This is a genomic window from Streptomyces sp. ICC1 (assembly GCF_003287935.1).
In the GTDB taxonomy this organism is placed as follows: Bacteria; Actinomycetota; Actinomycetes; order Streptomycetales; family Streptomycetaceae; genus Streptomyces; species Streptomyces tritrimontium.
Genome location: NZ_CP030287.1, coordinates 5,279,336 through 5,293,179, shown reverse-complemented (window position 1 = coordinate 5,293,179; position 13,844 = coordinate 5,279,336). Strand labels below are relative to the sequence as shown.

The window sequence follows — 13,844 nt, the reverse complement described above, 5'->3', positions numbered from 1 at the left end:
TCCGTGCGGCCGCGTGCAGCCACCGGCCGGCCTTCGACTTTCGGGGTCAGCCGGTGCGGCCGAAGTAGGCGGCGAGCCGGTCGGCTGCCGGGGCGTCGTCGGCGGCGGGCTTGGAGGGGCCGAACATGCCGGTCACGGCGCGGATCTCGTCGGGGAAGTTCCCGTACCAGCCGGCGACGGCGGCCTGGACGGCGTCGGGGTCGCCGGTACGGTCCTGGCCGGTGGCGGTGGCCAAGTCCCAGCTGTGCAGGACGGCCTCAAGCAGGTGCAGGTCCACGATCCGAGGACCCGTGCCGCCGCCGGGCAGCGGCATCTGCCGCTCCAGGGCGCCGTCGGCCTGCCAGGCGGCGAGCACTTCCTTGGCGCCGCGTGCGTAGCAGGTCGCCGGGCTGCTCGTCGCCGATCTGGTCGCGGGCGAAGAGGGAGAAGTCCGGGCCGCCGCCCTGGGCGAGGGTGACGTAGTAGGGGTTGCCGGCGACCAGGTGGTTGGCCAGGGACCGCACGTCAAAGTCCTCGCAGGGGGTGGGCTGGCCGTACTGGTCGGGCGTGACGTTGCCCAGCAGCCCGGTGGTGTGGTTGAGGGCCTTCTCCAGCAGCACGATCTCGGACACGGTTGCGCCTTTCTCGGGGGTGAGGAGCCTGCGGCCGCGTAGCCGCAGGGCTCGCCAGTCGGCTCCAGCACCCAGTCGAAGCCCGGGTAGCCGCACCAGCAACTTCAGAGTGCACGGGCTTGCGGACAGTTTCTGTCCGCAAAGGAGCGGGCGGGCCAACCAGAACGCTCCGGGCCGAGATCCAAGTACGGCGGCGCTGAGTCATAGCCGGCCGGTCAGCCCTGGCCCCAGTGCTCAAACAGGACTGGGAGGCGCTGGCCGGCCAGACCGTACTTCGCGGGTGGCTGATTCAGGTGGAGGTGTGGTGTGGCTGGTGGTGTGGCGAAGTCTTCCCGGTCCCCCCGGCAGCCAGCAGAGCCGCCACGCATTCCTCGGCGAGGTCCTCTGCGTGCGGCGGCAGCGGCTGCCCGGCGCGCAGATGGCGGCGGACCAGGGACAGCGGCAGGTCGATCAGGGCCAGGGTGATGCGCTCATGGTCCTGGGGGGCCGCCGCGCCGAGGGCTTTGGCGAGGGAGCCGAGGGAGCCGAACACGCGCTGGTTGCCCAGGTCCGCGCGCTCCTTGTGTTCCTCGGACCAGTCGGCGCGGCCGAACTCCTCGGCGCCGTAGAGGAGGAGCGAGGCCTCCTGTGGGTGGGCTCGGCTCCAGGAGACGACGTGCCGGGCGGCCGCGCGGGCGGCCCGGCGGGGGTCGGGGGCGCTGCCCAGCGCGGCAAAGTACCCCTCCTGGAAGCGCTCTACGGTACGCAGCCACACCTCGGCGAGCAGTGCCGTACGGCCGGGAAAGCGGTGGTACATGGACCCGCTCGGCGCGCCGATCGCCTGGGCGACGGCGGACATGGTCACGCCTGCCGGGCCGGCAGAGGCGGCCAGCCGGACGGCGGCGTCGAGGATCTGGTCGGTGTGGAAGCGGGGTGGTCTCGCCATGAATCAGAGAGTACCCTCCAGATTATTAGAGACTGCTCTCTAATAATCTGGAGGGGAGGACGCATGGGCGTCTACAACGTGCACGAGCGCCTGCTGGCCGCCAAGGGCAGTGAGGTGGGCGCGCTCATAGACAGTCTGTCCGGCGGCGTGGCGGACCGGCTCTGGCCGCACCCGAACTGGCCCGCGGTGGAGTTCGACCGTCCACTGGCGGTCGGCGCGACCGGCGGCCACGGCCCGGTCCGCTACACGGTCACGGCGTACGTGCCCGGGACCTGGGTCCGCTTCGCCTTCAGCGGGCCGCGCGGATTCCACGGCTTCCACGAGTTCGCGGTGCTGCCCGTCGATGAAGAACGCACCGTGCTGCGGCACACCCTCGCGATGAAGACCAGCGGCCTGGCGCGCCTGACCTGGCCCGTGGCCTATCGCCCGATGCACGACGCCTGCCTGGAGGACAGCCTGGACTGCGCCGAGCTCGCCTGCACGGGCACGGTGGCCCGCCCGGCCCGCTGGACTCCGTACGTACGCCTGCTCCGCGCGCTCGCACGCTAAGGGCTGTCCCGTCCCGTCCCGTAGCAAGTCTTCGGAATTCGGTCGAGATGCGCCAGCTGGTGGTCCTCGGGTGGTTCCGCACGCTCTCGTCGCCGGGCGAACCCTCCCACACGGTCCACGTGGGGTCGACGCAGAGGGGCGCTCGAGGCTGGGGCCTATGAGAGTTCCTTCCGCATCAGCATGCACATCGTTTCGTAGCGGCGCAACGATCCATCAGGGGCTTGTTGGTCCCACGAGTCCGGCTGACGGTCGTACGCGACATAGCCCAGTCGCTGGTACAGCGCACGCGCCCGGGGGTTGCCTTCTTCCACGGCCAGTTCGGCCTGCCGCAGACCACGCTCCCTGATCCGCAGTTCTGCGGCTTCGACAAGGAACGTGCCGATCCCGCACGACTGCAAGGCGGGGTGGACTGCCAGTTGCCACAAAGTACCGGCGCCCTCCTTGACCTGGTAGTCGACGCCGCCCTTCGCCACGGGGATGTCCGTTGCAGGGCAGACCGCGAGGTAGTCGACCTCACCGGTCCGGGCCCGTTCCAACTGCTTGGCAACGCCGGCCAAGTGGTGGTCAGAACCTGCCCACCCGCACGACGCCAGATCGGCATGCACCAGATCACGGGCTGACAGCTTCAGTACAACATCGATCATCTTCAGTACCTCCGGCCAGTCAGCATCCACGCCGATCACACGGGGCGCACAACCGTTTCCTCAGCCCGCGCTCCTGGCTCACCGCCACTCGAGCAACCAGACGAACTCTGCTGCCGAAAGCGAACGAAGCCGGCCGCTCGAGGCCACTGCGAATGGCGCCGGCAACTGAGATGCTCTCGCTGTGGCTGGTGTGATCACGGCGTCCCTGGTACCCACCCGCAACCACACCATCGCCGACGATCGAAGAACCATCCATCGGTACTCCACCAACCACCAGGTGGTCATCGACGCCGATACCCGGCTCGTCGTGGTGGTCGACCGGCCCCACCCCCGGGCAACCGCAACGACTGCAAGGCATGGGAGGAATCCGGCGCCAAAGCTGCCGACGGCGGCTGTCCCGACACCGGACTCCTCATGCCCCACCGCCGGCGCAAGGGCGAAGCTCTGCCCGACCGGAAGGAAGCCCGCAACACGTCCCACAAGTGGAACCCGAAACTCGACAGCACCCCACAGGCGGGTCTACGCAGTGGAGCGCCATTCCCCTTCGAGGCTGCTGAAGATCACGGAGTCTCGCCAGCCGTCGTGGAGCAGAGCCGTGTCGCGCAGACGTCCCTCGTGCGTCATACCGATCTTGGACAGCACTCGGGAGGAGCCGAGATTCCTCGGGTCACAGGTGGCATGGATGCGATGGAGCCCAGCTCGCCGAACCCGTGCGCGAGCAGCTGCCGACCCATTTCCATGCCGATGACCTGTCCCCATACCCGGGGATGCACGATGTAGGAGATCTCGCCCTGGCGCTGCTTGTGGCTGCGGACATGCAACTCACCCATGCCCACCACATCCCGCCCGACGCGGGCGATGCAGGGGAACCGGTGCTGTGGGGTGCCCGACCAGGCCTTGACCGCGGAGTCCACGAAGTCCTGCGTCTGGACCTGCGTGTTCGGCCCCCAGGACTGATAGCGGCACACCTCCGGGAGACACGCCCACGAGTGAACGGCCGGCCAGTCCCCCAAAACGATCTTGTCCAAGGCTACCGAGTGCTGACTCATAGGACGATCACGAAGGGGGCACCGCGCAGAGATGAAGATCAGGAGCCCATCACGCTTCACCGACGGCCAGGCGGGGCGGAAGGCCCAGCGCCGTCAGTTCTCGATTCCGGCACTCCTGGGGGTGTGAGATACGCGCCGGTCGGGCCGTGTCACGCGCATTCGCCTGCCGGCTCCAGACCGATGCCCGCGGCCGGGACCAAGTGCTACTTGAGGAAGTTCCGGAGGACAGCGACCATTTCCCGGCGTCGGCCAGCATCGAAGGCGCATCGGACGAGGTGAACATCGCCTCCTTGTCGGGGAAAGCGGGCAGCCGGTGCACCGGTGAGGGAACGGAAAGGCCGTTCAGTTTCCGTCGAGGTGCTCGTGGACGCACTGCGTGTACTGGTGGAAGCTGTCGGGCTGGTAGCACTCCTGCGTCGTGTTCGCATACCAGAGCATGAACACGGCGACCAGCCCGGACACCACGATCGCGAGGGACGACGTCACCACGGCGGTGACGGCCTTGCCCCGGCCCACACCTGTCCGCTTGGCCGCCATCAGCGCGGCGATGCCCAGGATCAGGCCCATCACGGCGAGCGGGCCGCCGACGAAGACGACCGAGGTGCACAGGCCGATGATGCCCAGTGTCATGGCGGCTGTGGCCAGCCCGTTCTTCGGTGCTGTCAGGCCCGGCGCCATTGCGTTCGGTGCCGTCTGAGTCCGTACGGCCTGGTCCTGCGCGGACACCGTGTGATTCAGCGTCGTCTCGATCTCCTGAGCGTTCATCAGCCCGTCCTTCCGTCCCGTCAACTGGTGAGACCACGATTCTGGTTTCGGGAACCCACGGACACATCGCGGGAAGGCGGGAGAGTTCGCTCCCCCGATCGGGGGAGGCCGCCGGTGAGCCGTCCGGTCATACTTGCCTGGCCATGTTCAGAGGAATCCGGCCGCTGCTGCGCGGCTCCACGTATTCGGGTGCGCTCTTCGCCTATTGCGGCGCGTTGGCGAGCCTTCCATTGCTGCCTTTCGCAGCCCTGCCGGCGGTGGCGTGGCCATCCGCTTCCTCGGGAGTGCAGTTCGCTCTGACCGTGCTGGTCTGGTCCGTACTGATCGGCGTGATCGGGCTGGCTCGTACCACGCGGCGGGTGCTGATCGCTTGCGCCCGGCGGATGCTGGTGGTGCCGTTGCCGGATCCCGTGGGCGAGCGTCGGCGTGCGCGGCCGCCCGGAGACGGGGCGGCTCCTTCCACGGCATCGGGCGCCGACCGCCTGCGGACCCCGCTCTGGCTGCTGTCGCATGTGGTGCTGGGGTGGGCGGGGGCGCAGCTGAGCATCCTGCTGTTCGTCGCGGGCCTGCTCCTTCCCGGTGGTTGGGCCGGCGCCGAGGTCGGGGTGAGTGTGAACGGCTGGTCGCTGCGGGCGGAGAGCGGCTGGCAGAGCTGGGCAGCGGCGCTCTGCTGCCTGCTGCTGGCGGCGGCTCTGTGCCTGGCGGTGACGCACGCCCTGCGGTGGCTGGCGCCCAGGCTGCTGGGTCCGTCGTCGGCCGAGCGGCTCGCGCTGGCGGCCGAGCGGGAGCGGGTACTGGCCGAACGCAACCGGCTGGCCCACGAGTTGCACGACTCGATCGGGCACACCCTGACGGCCGCCACGATCCAGGCAGCGGTGGCGGGCGAGGTGCTCTGCGTCGACCCGGCGGCGGCGCGGGCCGCCCTGCGCACCATCGAGGAGTCGACCCGGGCCGCCCTTGAAGACCTGGACTATGTGCTGGGCATGCTGCGCGAGGAGAAGGTGGGGAGGGCACCGGCCCGAACCCTGGCCGACCTGCCCGAGCTGCTCGACCGGCTGCGGCACGCGGGCGCGGTGGTGGAGCCGGAGCTGTCGGGCGACTGTGCGCAGGTGCAGGGGACGCTTTCCCGGGCGGCGTACCGGATCCTGCAGGAAGGCCTGACGAACGCGCTGCGACACGGAGCGGGCGGTCCGATCCGGGTCACGGTGGCGACCGCGCCGGACTCGTTGGAGCTCGGCGTGGTCAACCGGACCGGAGCCGGGAGCGGAAGGAGCCCGGGTCCCTTCCCGACGTCCGGGCACGGCCTGCCCGGCCTCTTGGAGCGCGTGCGGCTCCTGCACGGCGAAATCGAGGCCGGTCCGGACGGACCGGAGCACTGGCGGCTCGCGGTCCGGCTGCCGGTACGCTTGCCCGCATGATCGGCTCACAAGCGAGCGCAGCGGTCGCGACCGGCCCCGACGCGAGCCCAGCCGTCACCACTGACACCGCCGGCGCCTCCAGTTGCACCACCCTCCTGATCGCGGACGACGACGAGGTGACCCGCAGCGGTCTGCGCACGCTGCTCGCCATGCAGCCCGGGATCGCCGTCGTCGGGGAGGCCGCCGACGGCATCGAAGCGGTCGAGCGGGCGCGGCAGTTGCGGCCGGACGTGGTCTTGATGGACGTACGGATGCCGCGCCGCAACGGCATTGAGGCCACCCGGCAGCTCCTCGCCGGGTCGGCCGACCCGCCGAAAGTCGTGATGATCACCACCTTCGAGAACGACGACTACGTCACCGCCGCACTCAGCGCCGGGGCCAGCGGCTTCGTGCTCAAGCGGCTCCCCGTCGCCAAGATCGCGGAGGCGGTGCGGGTGGTCGCGGCGGGCGAGGCGATCCTCTTCCCGGCGGCCCTGCGCCAGATGGTCACCGCCCGCCCACTGGCATCCGTCCAGGCGCTGCCGCAGGCGGCGCTGACGGGCCGGGAGGAGGAGGTGCTGCGCCTGATGGCCACCGGCCGGTCCAACCCGGACATCGCGGAGTCGTGCAGGGTGAGCCTGGAGACGGTGAAGACGCACGTCGGGAACGTGCTGACCAAACTCGGCGCGCAGAACCGGACCCACGCGGTGGTGATCGCGTACGAAACCGGCCTGGTCGTGCCCGGGGTCACGGGCTGACGCAACATCAGCTGTCTGCCCCGGCCCGCCTGTGCCGCTGGACCAGCCTCCCGGGCGGTCCACGCCTGTGCCACCGCTCCCCCGGGGCGCGCCCGGCTATGAGAACCTGGGGAGTTACCCGCCCTCGCGGCGGGCTCACCTGCGGCGACTGAATTCGTTGAGACGAATCGGCGCGACTTGCTTCGTTGAGACAGGGCATCTGCCGCGGCACGTACCGATAGCCGCCCGCTGTCCTTCACGTGAGCGGCCGTCAGGCATTGGGCGGTATCGCGAGGATTGAAGGGACGGCCCCCTGAGCCGGGAGTGCTGCCACGATCGGATGGTCCCGTCCGATCGGACCGAGTTTCGCGCTGCTGCCGGGGGCGCCGAGGTCGGAGAAGAACTCGGCGTTCACGGTGTTGAAGTGCTGCCAATCCTGCGGGGTGTCGTCCTCGAAAAAAATCGCCTCGACCGGGCACACCGGCTCGCAGGCACCGCAGTCGATGCACTCGTCCGGCTGGATGTAGAGCATGCGCTCGCCCTCGTAGATGCAGTCGAGAGGGCACTCATCGATGCATGCCCTGTCCTTGACATCCACACAGGGCAAAGCGATCACAAACGTCATCGAACTGCCGTCCTCTCCAGGTGGTTCCTGCCTGCCGTTCCGACGCAGCCGACCGTATGGCCTCAAGTAGCCTTGAGGTCAACAGGAGGCATTTCATGACGAGCAACCGTTCCGGCGACGTCCGGGCCACCCCGGACGACTGGCTGAGCATCGGCGAGGTGAGCGCACGAACCGGGGCGGCCGTCTCCGCCCTGCGGTTCTACGAAGAGCTCGGCCTGATCGCGTCCGAACGTGACGATCGCAACCAGCGTCGTTACCCTCGGCACATGCTGCGCCGTGTCGCATTGATCTCGGTGGCCAAACGGATCGGCATCCCGTTGCAGGACCTTCGAGAGGCGTTCGCCGACGTGCCGCTCGACCGCCCACCGAGTCACCAGGAGTGGCAGCGCGCCTCGCGGAGCTGGAAGCGTCGACTGGAGGAGCGCCGACAGACCATCGAGCGGCTTGAGGCCGAGCTCACCGGGTGCATCGGCTGCGGATGTCTCTCGATGAAGGCGTGCGCTCTGCTGAACCCCGGAGACACGCTCGCTGAGGACGGTGTCGGCCCCCGACGGCTGTGAGACGGAGCATCGCAGTCCGGGCCAACCGCTGGGAGCCGTACTCAAGTGCCCGTCTCACAGCGGCCTTTCACGCCGTGAACGCCGCCACCTGCGGGAGTGGGAGCACGCCCCCCTTGACTTCCCCCGGTCGTGTACGGCATCGGCCAATGGCACTCTGCCGGAAGGGGCTCAGTGGCGAGGCGGCGCCCGGGCCCGGGCACGGACGCCAGTCGGGCCCTGGCATGGCCTCCGTCCGATGGGTCAGGCGGGCAGAGTCCACCGCTGGGCGGCCGTGCCGTTGCAGGTGCAGAGCTGGGACCTGTGCCGTTGGCGGTCTGGGCGCCGACCACGTCGAGGCATTTGCCGGCCGGGCCGACGAACGCACCGCTTGCGCCGCCGTTCCCGTCGTCCCAGGTGGTGACCCGGACGTGGTCGACGACGAGCCGGTTCGGGAAGACGATCGAGCCTTCGGGTCACCTGGCCAGTCGCCACCCACCGCGAGGTTGAGCACGATCCTGCCCGGTGAGTCTTTCGGCTGGCTGCGGGGAACGGGGGCATTGGTTCTCCTCGCCGGCACCGCTCTCGCCGTCTCCCGGGGAAAGTCGGCCGCCGCGGGGCAGCTGCCGCCGCGGGGCCGACTGCCGACCAGGGACCCGGTCTTCCGAGCCAGGAGACGAGGTCCGTGACGGCGGGGGGGCTGGTGGTCGTAATCGTCCGAGATTGCGCCGACTTGGGTCTTGGCTTGCGAAAAGCACACGCGAATTGCTTTGTGTGCGAGAGCGCCGGGATGTTTGATCGCTTGGACGGGCGAGATCCGTAGCCCCGACGAACGGCCGTTCCGGGTGATGGCCCGGGACGCATCCAGGAGGAAACTTGACTACGACTGCTGAGCCCCGCCGGCGCACGGGCTTAGGTCCCGACGGCATCCGTCACGTCCACACGCTCGGCCCGCACGGGACGAACCTCGAAGCCGCCGCCCATGAATGGCTGCGGCGCCGGGGAACCGCCGGCACGGTCGAACTCCACGCGTCACTCGAGGACGCCCTCGAGGCGGTCCCGCACGACGGGGAGCACGCGCTCGTGGCCTGCGCCGTCTATCCGGCGCTCCATACCTTGACCTTCGGGAACCTGCACCGGCTGCACATGGTTGACAGCTTCATCATGCCGACGCACAACATGGTCCTGGCCAGCATGGGGGCGGATGCTCCCGGCACCGTCTCCACGCATCCTGCCCCGATCGGACTGGTCCCGCGGGAAGCCGAGCCCCGCTTGGTGCTGAGCAATTCCCAGGCCGCCATCGACTGCGCGGCCGACCTGAGCGAAGGCTGCATCACCACCCTCGTCGCCGCCGAGCGGCACGGGATGCGCATTCTTCGCGATTTCGGGCCGGTGCCCATGGTCTTCACCATCCACCAGGTACTTGCCGCGGACGGCCGGCCGGACGGCGCGGGAGCAGCGCTGTGACCTCCACCGCCACCGCCCCGCTCAGCGCAGCATTGCGCGCCGAGGCGAGGGAACTCGCCGGATCCCTCATACCCAAGGTCAATCACTTCCGCCTCCGGCAGGCCGACAACGGTACGGTGACGGCACCGCGGACCGCCGATGGGGAACTGCTCGCCGAGATCCGGGACGAGGCCACCGCCTGGTACGTCCGCAACGGACAGCCCGGTCAGGCCGCCGCGCTGGCGGCGGACGTGGACGGCTGGCTCTGCGAAGGTCTGGACAGCGCGCCGGACTTCGCCCGCTCCCGGGACGCGCTCACACCACCGGCCGACGGCGGGCACGTGTTCTTCCTGGCTCCCGCGCAGACCACCAACAGCGTGCCGCCCGTCGGCAAACGGCTCGACTGCTTCCTCGCACTGCGCAAGGAACCCGATGCCCTCCCGCAACTGGCCACGTCCTTCCCCCACCCCAAGAACAACTGCCAGTCCCTGGTGCTCGTCGCGGGGAGCCACGGGTTCGCACACGGCAACTGCCTCGTGTTCTTTCCCGAGAACGTGGCCGCGCGCGACAAGGTGGAAGACCAGCCGTACGCGATGTTCTTCTACAACAAGATGCGCAAGATCCACGAGACCTACGCCCTGCCGGGAGCCGAGGCGGTACTCACGGCGGGTTCCGTACCGAGGGCCTCGTCCGGCTTGGCGCCGGAGGTCTGCTACGAGGCCCGTGCGATCTGGGGATACCTGCACGACTCCATGCACTACCAGGGGCGCTGGCCGTTCGACCAGCACATCACGTTGAAGATGAACTGGTTCGTCGGCCTCTTGGAGGAGACCAAGGTCGACGCCAAGACCGTCCTCGCCTGCGCGGACGGCGGAGTCCCCTTCGCGCGGGAACAGATCGCCATGATCTTGCTGGAGCGCGTCTTCCGCTACCCGCAGGCCGACGACGCGACCCGCAATTTCGATTCGGGCACCGGTGTCTTCCTCTACTCCTGGCTGCGCCGCCACCATGCGCTGACCGAATCGCCGGAGGCCGACGGCCTGCTCCAGCTGGACTGGGACAAGACCCTCGACGCCTTGCGCGCGTACGTCGCTGCCGTGGAGCAGCTTGAGGACCGGGTCCGCACGGACGACGAGTACCGTGCCGCGGCCAAGGAACTCGTGCGCGCGTACCTGCCCCCCGGCGAAGCGAAGCAGCGATTCGGCTTCACCGAGGATCAGAGCGTCCTCCTGAGGGCCAAGCGGACGCTGGCCGGCCTGCCCGCGCTGCGGTTCGCGGGCGCGGAATGGTGAGCCCGCCTCATGACGGTGAGAGTCGTTGGAGCGCCCGCCTCGGCACCCCGGCCCTGTCCTGCCTCATGGTGCTGCTCCTGGCCGCGGGATGGGTGGTCTCCGGCAAGCTGGTCAGCGACACCCCGCCCCTGGCCGTCGCGGCCGGCCGCACCGCGGCGAGCTTCCTCGTCATCGGCGCGATCGCCGCGCTGCGGCCGCGGACGTGGACGGCGATACGGCTCACCGGCGGCCGGCACCGGGCCGTCGTGCTGCTGGCGTTCCTGGGCTTCTTCGCGTACTACACGGGAACGCTGCTCGGCGTCGACCGGATCGGCGCCTCCCGGGTCGGCCTCGTGGTGTCCCTCCTGCCCTGCATCACCTTCGTCATCGGCATCGTCGCCTTCCGCGAACAGGCAGGCGTCCGCCGGGTCCTGGGCACCGTGCTCGCCGTGGCGGCGGCCCTGGGCTATGCGCTGGACGCCGGCCCGGCGAGTACCGGCGGCGGAGGCGGACTCCTCGTGTCCGGGGTCGCCCTCGCCCTGGCCGGGACGTTCGCGTACGCCCTGTACGGCTACGTCTACCGCAAGCACATGGCCGACGTCCCGCCGCTCGCCGGCCTTCCGGCGGTCACCGGCGCGGCCACGGTCATGCTCGGCCTGACCGCATCCGTATCCGTGCCGCTCGGCACCATCAGCGCGGCCCAGTGGGCGGGAGTCGCGGTGCTCGGTGCGCTGCTCACCGCCCCCGTCTTCGTCATCTCCCATGAACTGATCCTGCGCAAGGGCCCCTTGTTCACCTCGTCCGTCGCACTGGTGGTGCCGTTCCTGGTGCGCCTCGGAGAGTGGGCACGAGGCGCGGCGGACGCCCCCGGACTCGTCTCCCTCCTCTTCCTCGCACTGTGCTCGGCGGGGGTGTGGATGACGGTCGCACCGGTCCGCGTGCCGGCCGCGGAGCACGACCAGCCCCCGATCCCGACCAAGCCCGAAAGAAGTACGCCGTGACGAAACTGCACCCCTCACGCCCCGTCATCGTCTTGGTCTACCAGCGACTTTCGCTGCCCTGGATCTTCGAAGGCGCGCACCGGGCCGGCATCGACATCGTGCTGGTCCCGCGCCCCGACGAGTCCGTGTCCCCGGACCGGCTGCCTCCCGCCGTGGTGGAGGTCCTCCCCCTGGACGTGGAGGGCGATCCGGCCAAGGCACTGGGCATCCTGCGGGAACGTCACGAGAACGCCCCGTTCGACGGCATCACGACGCTGTACGACCCCGCGGTGCCCTTCGTCGCTGACGCGGCCGAAGCACTCGGCCTTCCGGGGCTCGGCAGCGAGACGGCCAGGGCCGTGCAGGACAAACGGATCATGCGTCGCCGGCTGGCCGAAGCGGGGCTGAACGTACCGGACTTCGTCGTCCTCGACGACCCGGGCCAGTGGGCCGACGCCGCCCGTCTCACGTTTCCGGTGGTGGTCAAGCCGGCCAACGGCTTCTCCAGCCTCGGCGTGACCAAGGCCGATGGCCCGCAGCAGCTCCGTGCCGTCGTCGAAGAGGTCTGGCAGATCTGCCGGGACAACCTGAGCCACGTCGCGGGTCTGGTCGTGGAGGAGTACCTGGACGGCCCGGAATTCGCCGTGGAGTCCCTCGCCCACCGCGGCGAGGTGCAGGTGCTGTCCATCGGCTACAAGGGCCAGCCGGTCGGCCCGCACTTCGAAGAGGGCATCTACCAGGCACCGGCTCCGCTCCCGCCCCACGTGCAGGAAGACCTGGTGCGCGAGGTCGTCGCCGCCCACGGCGCCCTCGGGGTCACCGACGGCCCGACCCACACCGAACTGCGGCTGCGCGACGGCGGACGTCCCTACCTGCTGGAACTCGGCGCCCGGGTCGGCGGCTCCGGCGTTTCCCACTACATCGCCGCACACGTCACCGGAGCCGACCTGGCGGCGGACTCACTACGCATTGCCGCGGGACTCGACCCCTGCCCCCTGCCCGGACCGCCGGCGCAACCCGCCCGGGCGACCGGGGCCGCGGCCAACTACATCGTGCCCTGCGGCGGCTCCGGACGGATCACGGCCATCCACGGCCTCGACGAACTGGCCGAGGACCCCCGGGTGGACCACGTTCTCCAGATGCTGCACCCGGGTGACGTCGTACGGCCCTATCCGGAGTTCACCGGCTATCCGGCGTTCATCCTCTCGCACCACCCGTGCGCCGAGGACGCCGAGGAGTTCCACCGCACCATCGAGCAGACCGTCCGTATCGACTACGCACCCGTGGAGGGACAGCAGTGACCGCTGCGGCGCTCGACGACCGCGACGGACACATCTGGCTCGACGGCCGCTTCGTACCCTGGCGGGACGCCCGCCTGCACGTACTGACCCACGGACTCCACTACGGCGGTGGGGTATTCGAGGGGGAACGGGTCTACGACGGCCACGTCTTCAAGCTGACCGAGCACTCGCAGAGGCTTCACGAGTCAGCGCTCGAGCTGGGCTTCCGCATCCCCTTCTCCGTCACCGAGCTGGAGGAGGCGACGCTCGAACTCGTCGACAGACAAGGCATCCGCGACGGCTACGTCCGGCCGGTGGCATGGCGCGGCAGCGAGCAGATCAGCGTGTCCGGCGCCGGCGTCTCCGTCCACGTGGCGATCGCCACGTGGGAGTGGCCGCACGTCTTCTCCGCCGATGCCAAGAACGCCGGCATCCGTTTGGGCACCTCCCGCTGGCGGCGCCCCCATCCGGACACCGCGCCCGTCCGGGCCAAAGCGGCGTCCTTGTACAACATCTGCACCATGGCACGGGACGCTGCCGACGCCGCCGGCTTCGACGACGCGCTGCTCCTCGATTACCGCGGCCACGTCGCCGAGGCCACGGGAGCCAACATCTTCTTCGTCGACGGTGATGAGCTGCACACCCCCGTCGCGGACTGCTTCCTCGCGGGCATCACCCGGGCGACCGTGCTCGGGTTGGCGTGTGAGCTCGGGATCCGCGTGGTGCAACGGCATATCCGCCCCGAGGAACTCGGCGGTTTCGACGAGTGTTTCCTCACGGGCACCGCCTACGAGGTTCAGCCCGTCCGCGCCATCGACTCGAACGAGTTCACGGTGGGCAGGACGACGACCGCTCTGGCGGAGGCGTACACCAGGCTGGTCCACGCGCCGAGCCGGACCACAGCCTTGCGCTGAGCGGCCCCGAGAGGCCCCCGGCGGTCCGCGCCGGGGGCCGCGGCACGATGAACTCACAACCCGGTCTGGCCGACCGGCCGACAGGGACAAAGGGGGAGAGCGGGGGTGCCGGGTC

16 protein-coding genes and 3 pseudogenes are annotated in these 13,844 nt (G+C 69.8%); 10 read left to right on the top strand and 9 right to left on the bottom strand.

Translation table 11 applies throughout. From position 1 onward, the window contains the following. Window positions 1–46: 46 nt before the first annotated feature. The 3 genes and pseudogenes from DRB96_RS24975 to DRB96_RS24965 all read right to left on the bottom strand — a co-directional run. Window positions 47–358: pseudogene (locus DRB96_RS24975) on the bottom strand (TIGR03086 family protein); the annotation flags it as partial. Continuing rightward, a complete protein-coding gene (locus tag DRB96_RS24970) occupies window positions 258–599 on the bottom strand; it encodes a maleylpyruvate isomerase N-terminal domain-containing protein (protein ID WP_239516850.1) in 342 nt (113 codons plus the stop codon). The pseudogene DRB96_RS24975 and the gene DRB96_RS24970, both read right to left, overlap by 101 nt. A gap of 301 nt (window positions 600–900) precedes the next feature. Continuing rightward, window positions 901–1,536, bottom strand: coding sequence for a TetR/AcrR family transcriptional regulator (locus DRB96_RS24965; protein ID WP_112450474.1), 636 nt, complete (start codon window positions 1,534–1,536; stop codon window positions 901–903). A gap of 63 nt (window positions 1,537–1,599) precedes the next feature. Here DRB96_RS24965 and DRB96_RS24960 point away from each other — a divergent pair, with 63 nt between their 5' ends. Then, window positions 1,600–2,085, top strand: a complete 486-nt coding sequence (locus tag DRB96_RS24960) for an SRPBCC family protein (protein ID WP_112450473.1) — start codon at window positions 1,600–1,602, stop codon at window positions 2,083–2,085. A 155-nt stretch (window positions 2,086–2,240) separates the two neighbouring features. On the opposite strand, the gene DRB96_RS24955 is transcribed toward DRB96_RS24960, so the two are convergent. Beyond that, on the bottom strand, window positions 2,241–2,729 hold the full coding sequence (locus tag DRB96_RS24955) for a GNAT family N-acetyltransferase (protein WP_112453692.1): 489 nt from the start codon (window positions 2,727–2,729) through the stop codon (window positions 2,241–2,243). 190 nt (window positions 2,730–2,919) lie between these two features. On the opposite strand from DRB96_RS24955, the pseudogene DRB96_RS24950 reads away from it, so the two are divergent. Further along, window positions 2,920–3,212 (top strand): annotated as a pseudogene (locus DRB96_RS24950) (IS5/IS1182 family transposase); the annotation flags it as partial. Window positions 3,213–3,248: 36 nt separating this feature from the next. Here the strand turns inward: DRB96_RS24950 and DRB96_RS46345 are convergent. From DRB96_RS46345 to DRB96_RS24940, 3 genes are all read right to left on the bottom strand, one after another. Next, window positions 3,249–3,413: a GNAT family protein gene (locus DRB96_RS46345; RefSeq protein ID WP_343234704.1), complete on the bottom strand. Its 165-nt coding sequence runs from the start codon at window positions 3,411–3,413 to the stop codon at window positions 3,249–3,251. After that, window positions 3,350–3,757 carry a GNAT family N-acetyltransferase gene (locus tag DRB96_RS24945; protein WP_239516319.1) on the bottom strand — a complete coding sequence of 136 codons (408 nt, stop codon included), beginning with the start codon at window positions 3,755–3,757 and terminating at the stop codon, window positions 3,350–3,352. The genes DRB96_RS46345 and DRB96_RS24945 overlap by 64 nt, the downstream gene beginning before the upstream one ends. A gap of 363 nt (window positions 3,758–4,120) precedes the next feature. Further along, window positions 4,121–4,543: a DUF4190 domain-containing protein gene (locus DRB96_RS24940; RefSeq protein ID WP_239516320.1), complete on the bottom strand. Its 423-nt coding sequence runs from the start codon at window positions 4,541–4,543 to the stop codon at window positions 4,121–4,123. Between the two features lie 284 nt (window positions 4,544–4,827). Here DRB96_RS24940 and DRB96_RS24935 point away from each other — a divergent pair, with 284 nt between their 5' ends. Together DRB96_RS24935 and DRB96_RS24930 are read left to right on the top strand one after the other, a co-directional pair. Continuing rightward, a complete protein-coding gene (locus DRB96_RS24935) occupies window positions 4,828–5,961 on the top strand; it encodes a histidine kinase (RefSeq protein WP_275432025.1) in 1,134 nt (377 codons plus the stop codon). Further along, complete coding sequence (locus DRB96_RS24930; protein ID WP_112450471.1) at window positions 5,958–6,698, top strand: response regulator transcription factor; 741 nt, start codon at window positions 5,958–5,960, stop codon at window positions 6,696–6,698. Before DRB96_RS24935 ends, DRB96_RS24930 begins: the two co-directional genes overlap by 4 nt. A gap of 250 nt (window positions 6,699–6,948) precedes the next feature. Here DRB96_RS24930 and fdxA read toward each other — a convergent pair whose 3' ends face one another. Then, window positions 6,949–7,302, bottom strand: coding sequence for a ferredoxin (fdxA, locus tag DRB96_RS24925; RefSeq protein ID WP_112450470.1), 354 nt, complete (start codon window positions 7,300–7,302; stop codon window positions 6,949–6,951). A gap of 95 nt (window positions 7,303–7,397) precedes the next feature. Here fdxA and soxR point away from each other — a divergent pair, with 95 nt between their 5' ends. Further along, window positions 7,398–7,862, top strand: coding sequence for a redox-sensitive transcriptional activator SoxR (soxR, locus tag DRB96_RS24920; RefSeq protein ID WP_112450469.1), 465 nt, complete (start codon window positions 7,398–7,400; stop codon window positions 7,860–7,862). Between the two features lie 249 nt (window positions 7,863–8,111). Here soxR and DRB96_RS44930 read toward each other — a convergent pair. Continuing rightward, window positions 8,112–8,355, bottom strand: a pseudogene (locus DRB96_RS44930) (RICIN domain-containing protein); the annotation flags it as partial. 359 nt (window positions 8,356–8,714) lie between these two features. Between DRB96_RS44930 and DRB96_RS24915 the strand changes: the two are divergent. From DRB96_RS24915 to DRB96_RS24895, 5 genes are all read left to right on the top strand, one after another. Then, on the top strand, window positions 8,715–9,305 hold the full coding sequence (locus tag DRB96_RS24915) for a bacilysin biosynthesis protein BacA (protein WP_112450468.1): 591 nt from the start codon (window positions 8,715–8,717) through the stop codon (window positions 9,303–9,305). Further along, window positions 9,302–10,576, top strand: a complete 1,275-nt coding sequence (locus DRB96_RS24910) for a DUF6421 family protein (RefSeq protein WP_112450467.1) — start codon at window positions 9,302–9,304, stop codon at window positions 10,574–10,576. Before DRB96_RS24915 ends, DRB96_RS24910 begins: the two co-directional genes overlap by 4 nt. 65 nt (window positions 10,577–10,641) lie before the next feature. After that, window positions 10,642–11,556: a DMT family transporter gene (locus DRB96_RS24905; RefSeq protein WP_162688707.1), complete on the top strand. Its 915-nt coding sequence runs from the start codon at window positions 10,642–10,644 to the stop codon at window positions 11,554–11,556. Then, on the top strand, window positions 11,553–12,836 hold the full coding sequence (locus tag DRB96_RS24900) for an ATP-grasp domain-containing protein (protein ID WP_239516321.1): 1,284 nt from the start codon (window positions 11,553–11,555) through the stop codon (window positions 12,834–12,836). The genes DRB96_RS24905 and DRB96_RS24900 overlap by 4 nt, the downstream gene beginning before the upstream one ends. Next, entirely contained in the window at window positions 12,833–13,729 is an 897-nt protein-coding gene (locus tag DRB96_RS24895) for a branched-chain amino acid aminotransferase (protein WP_112450465.1), read from the top strand. Before DRB96_RS24900 ends, DRB96_RS24895 begins: the two co-directional genes overlap by 4 nt. Window positions 13,730–13,844: the final 115 nt, after the last annotated feature.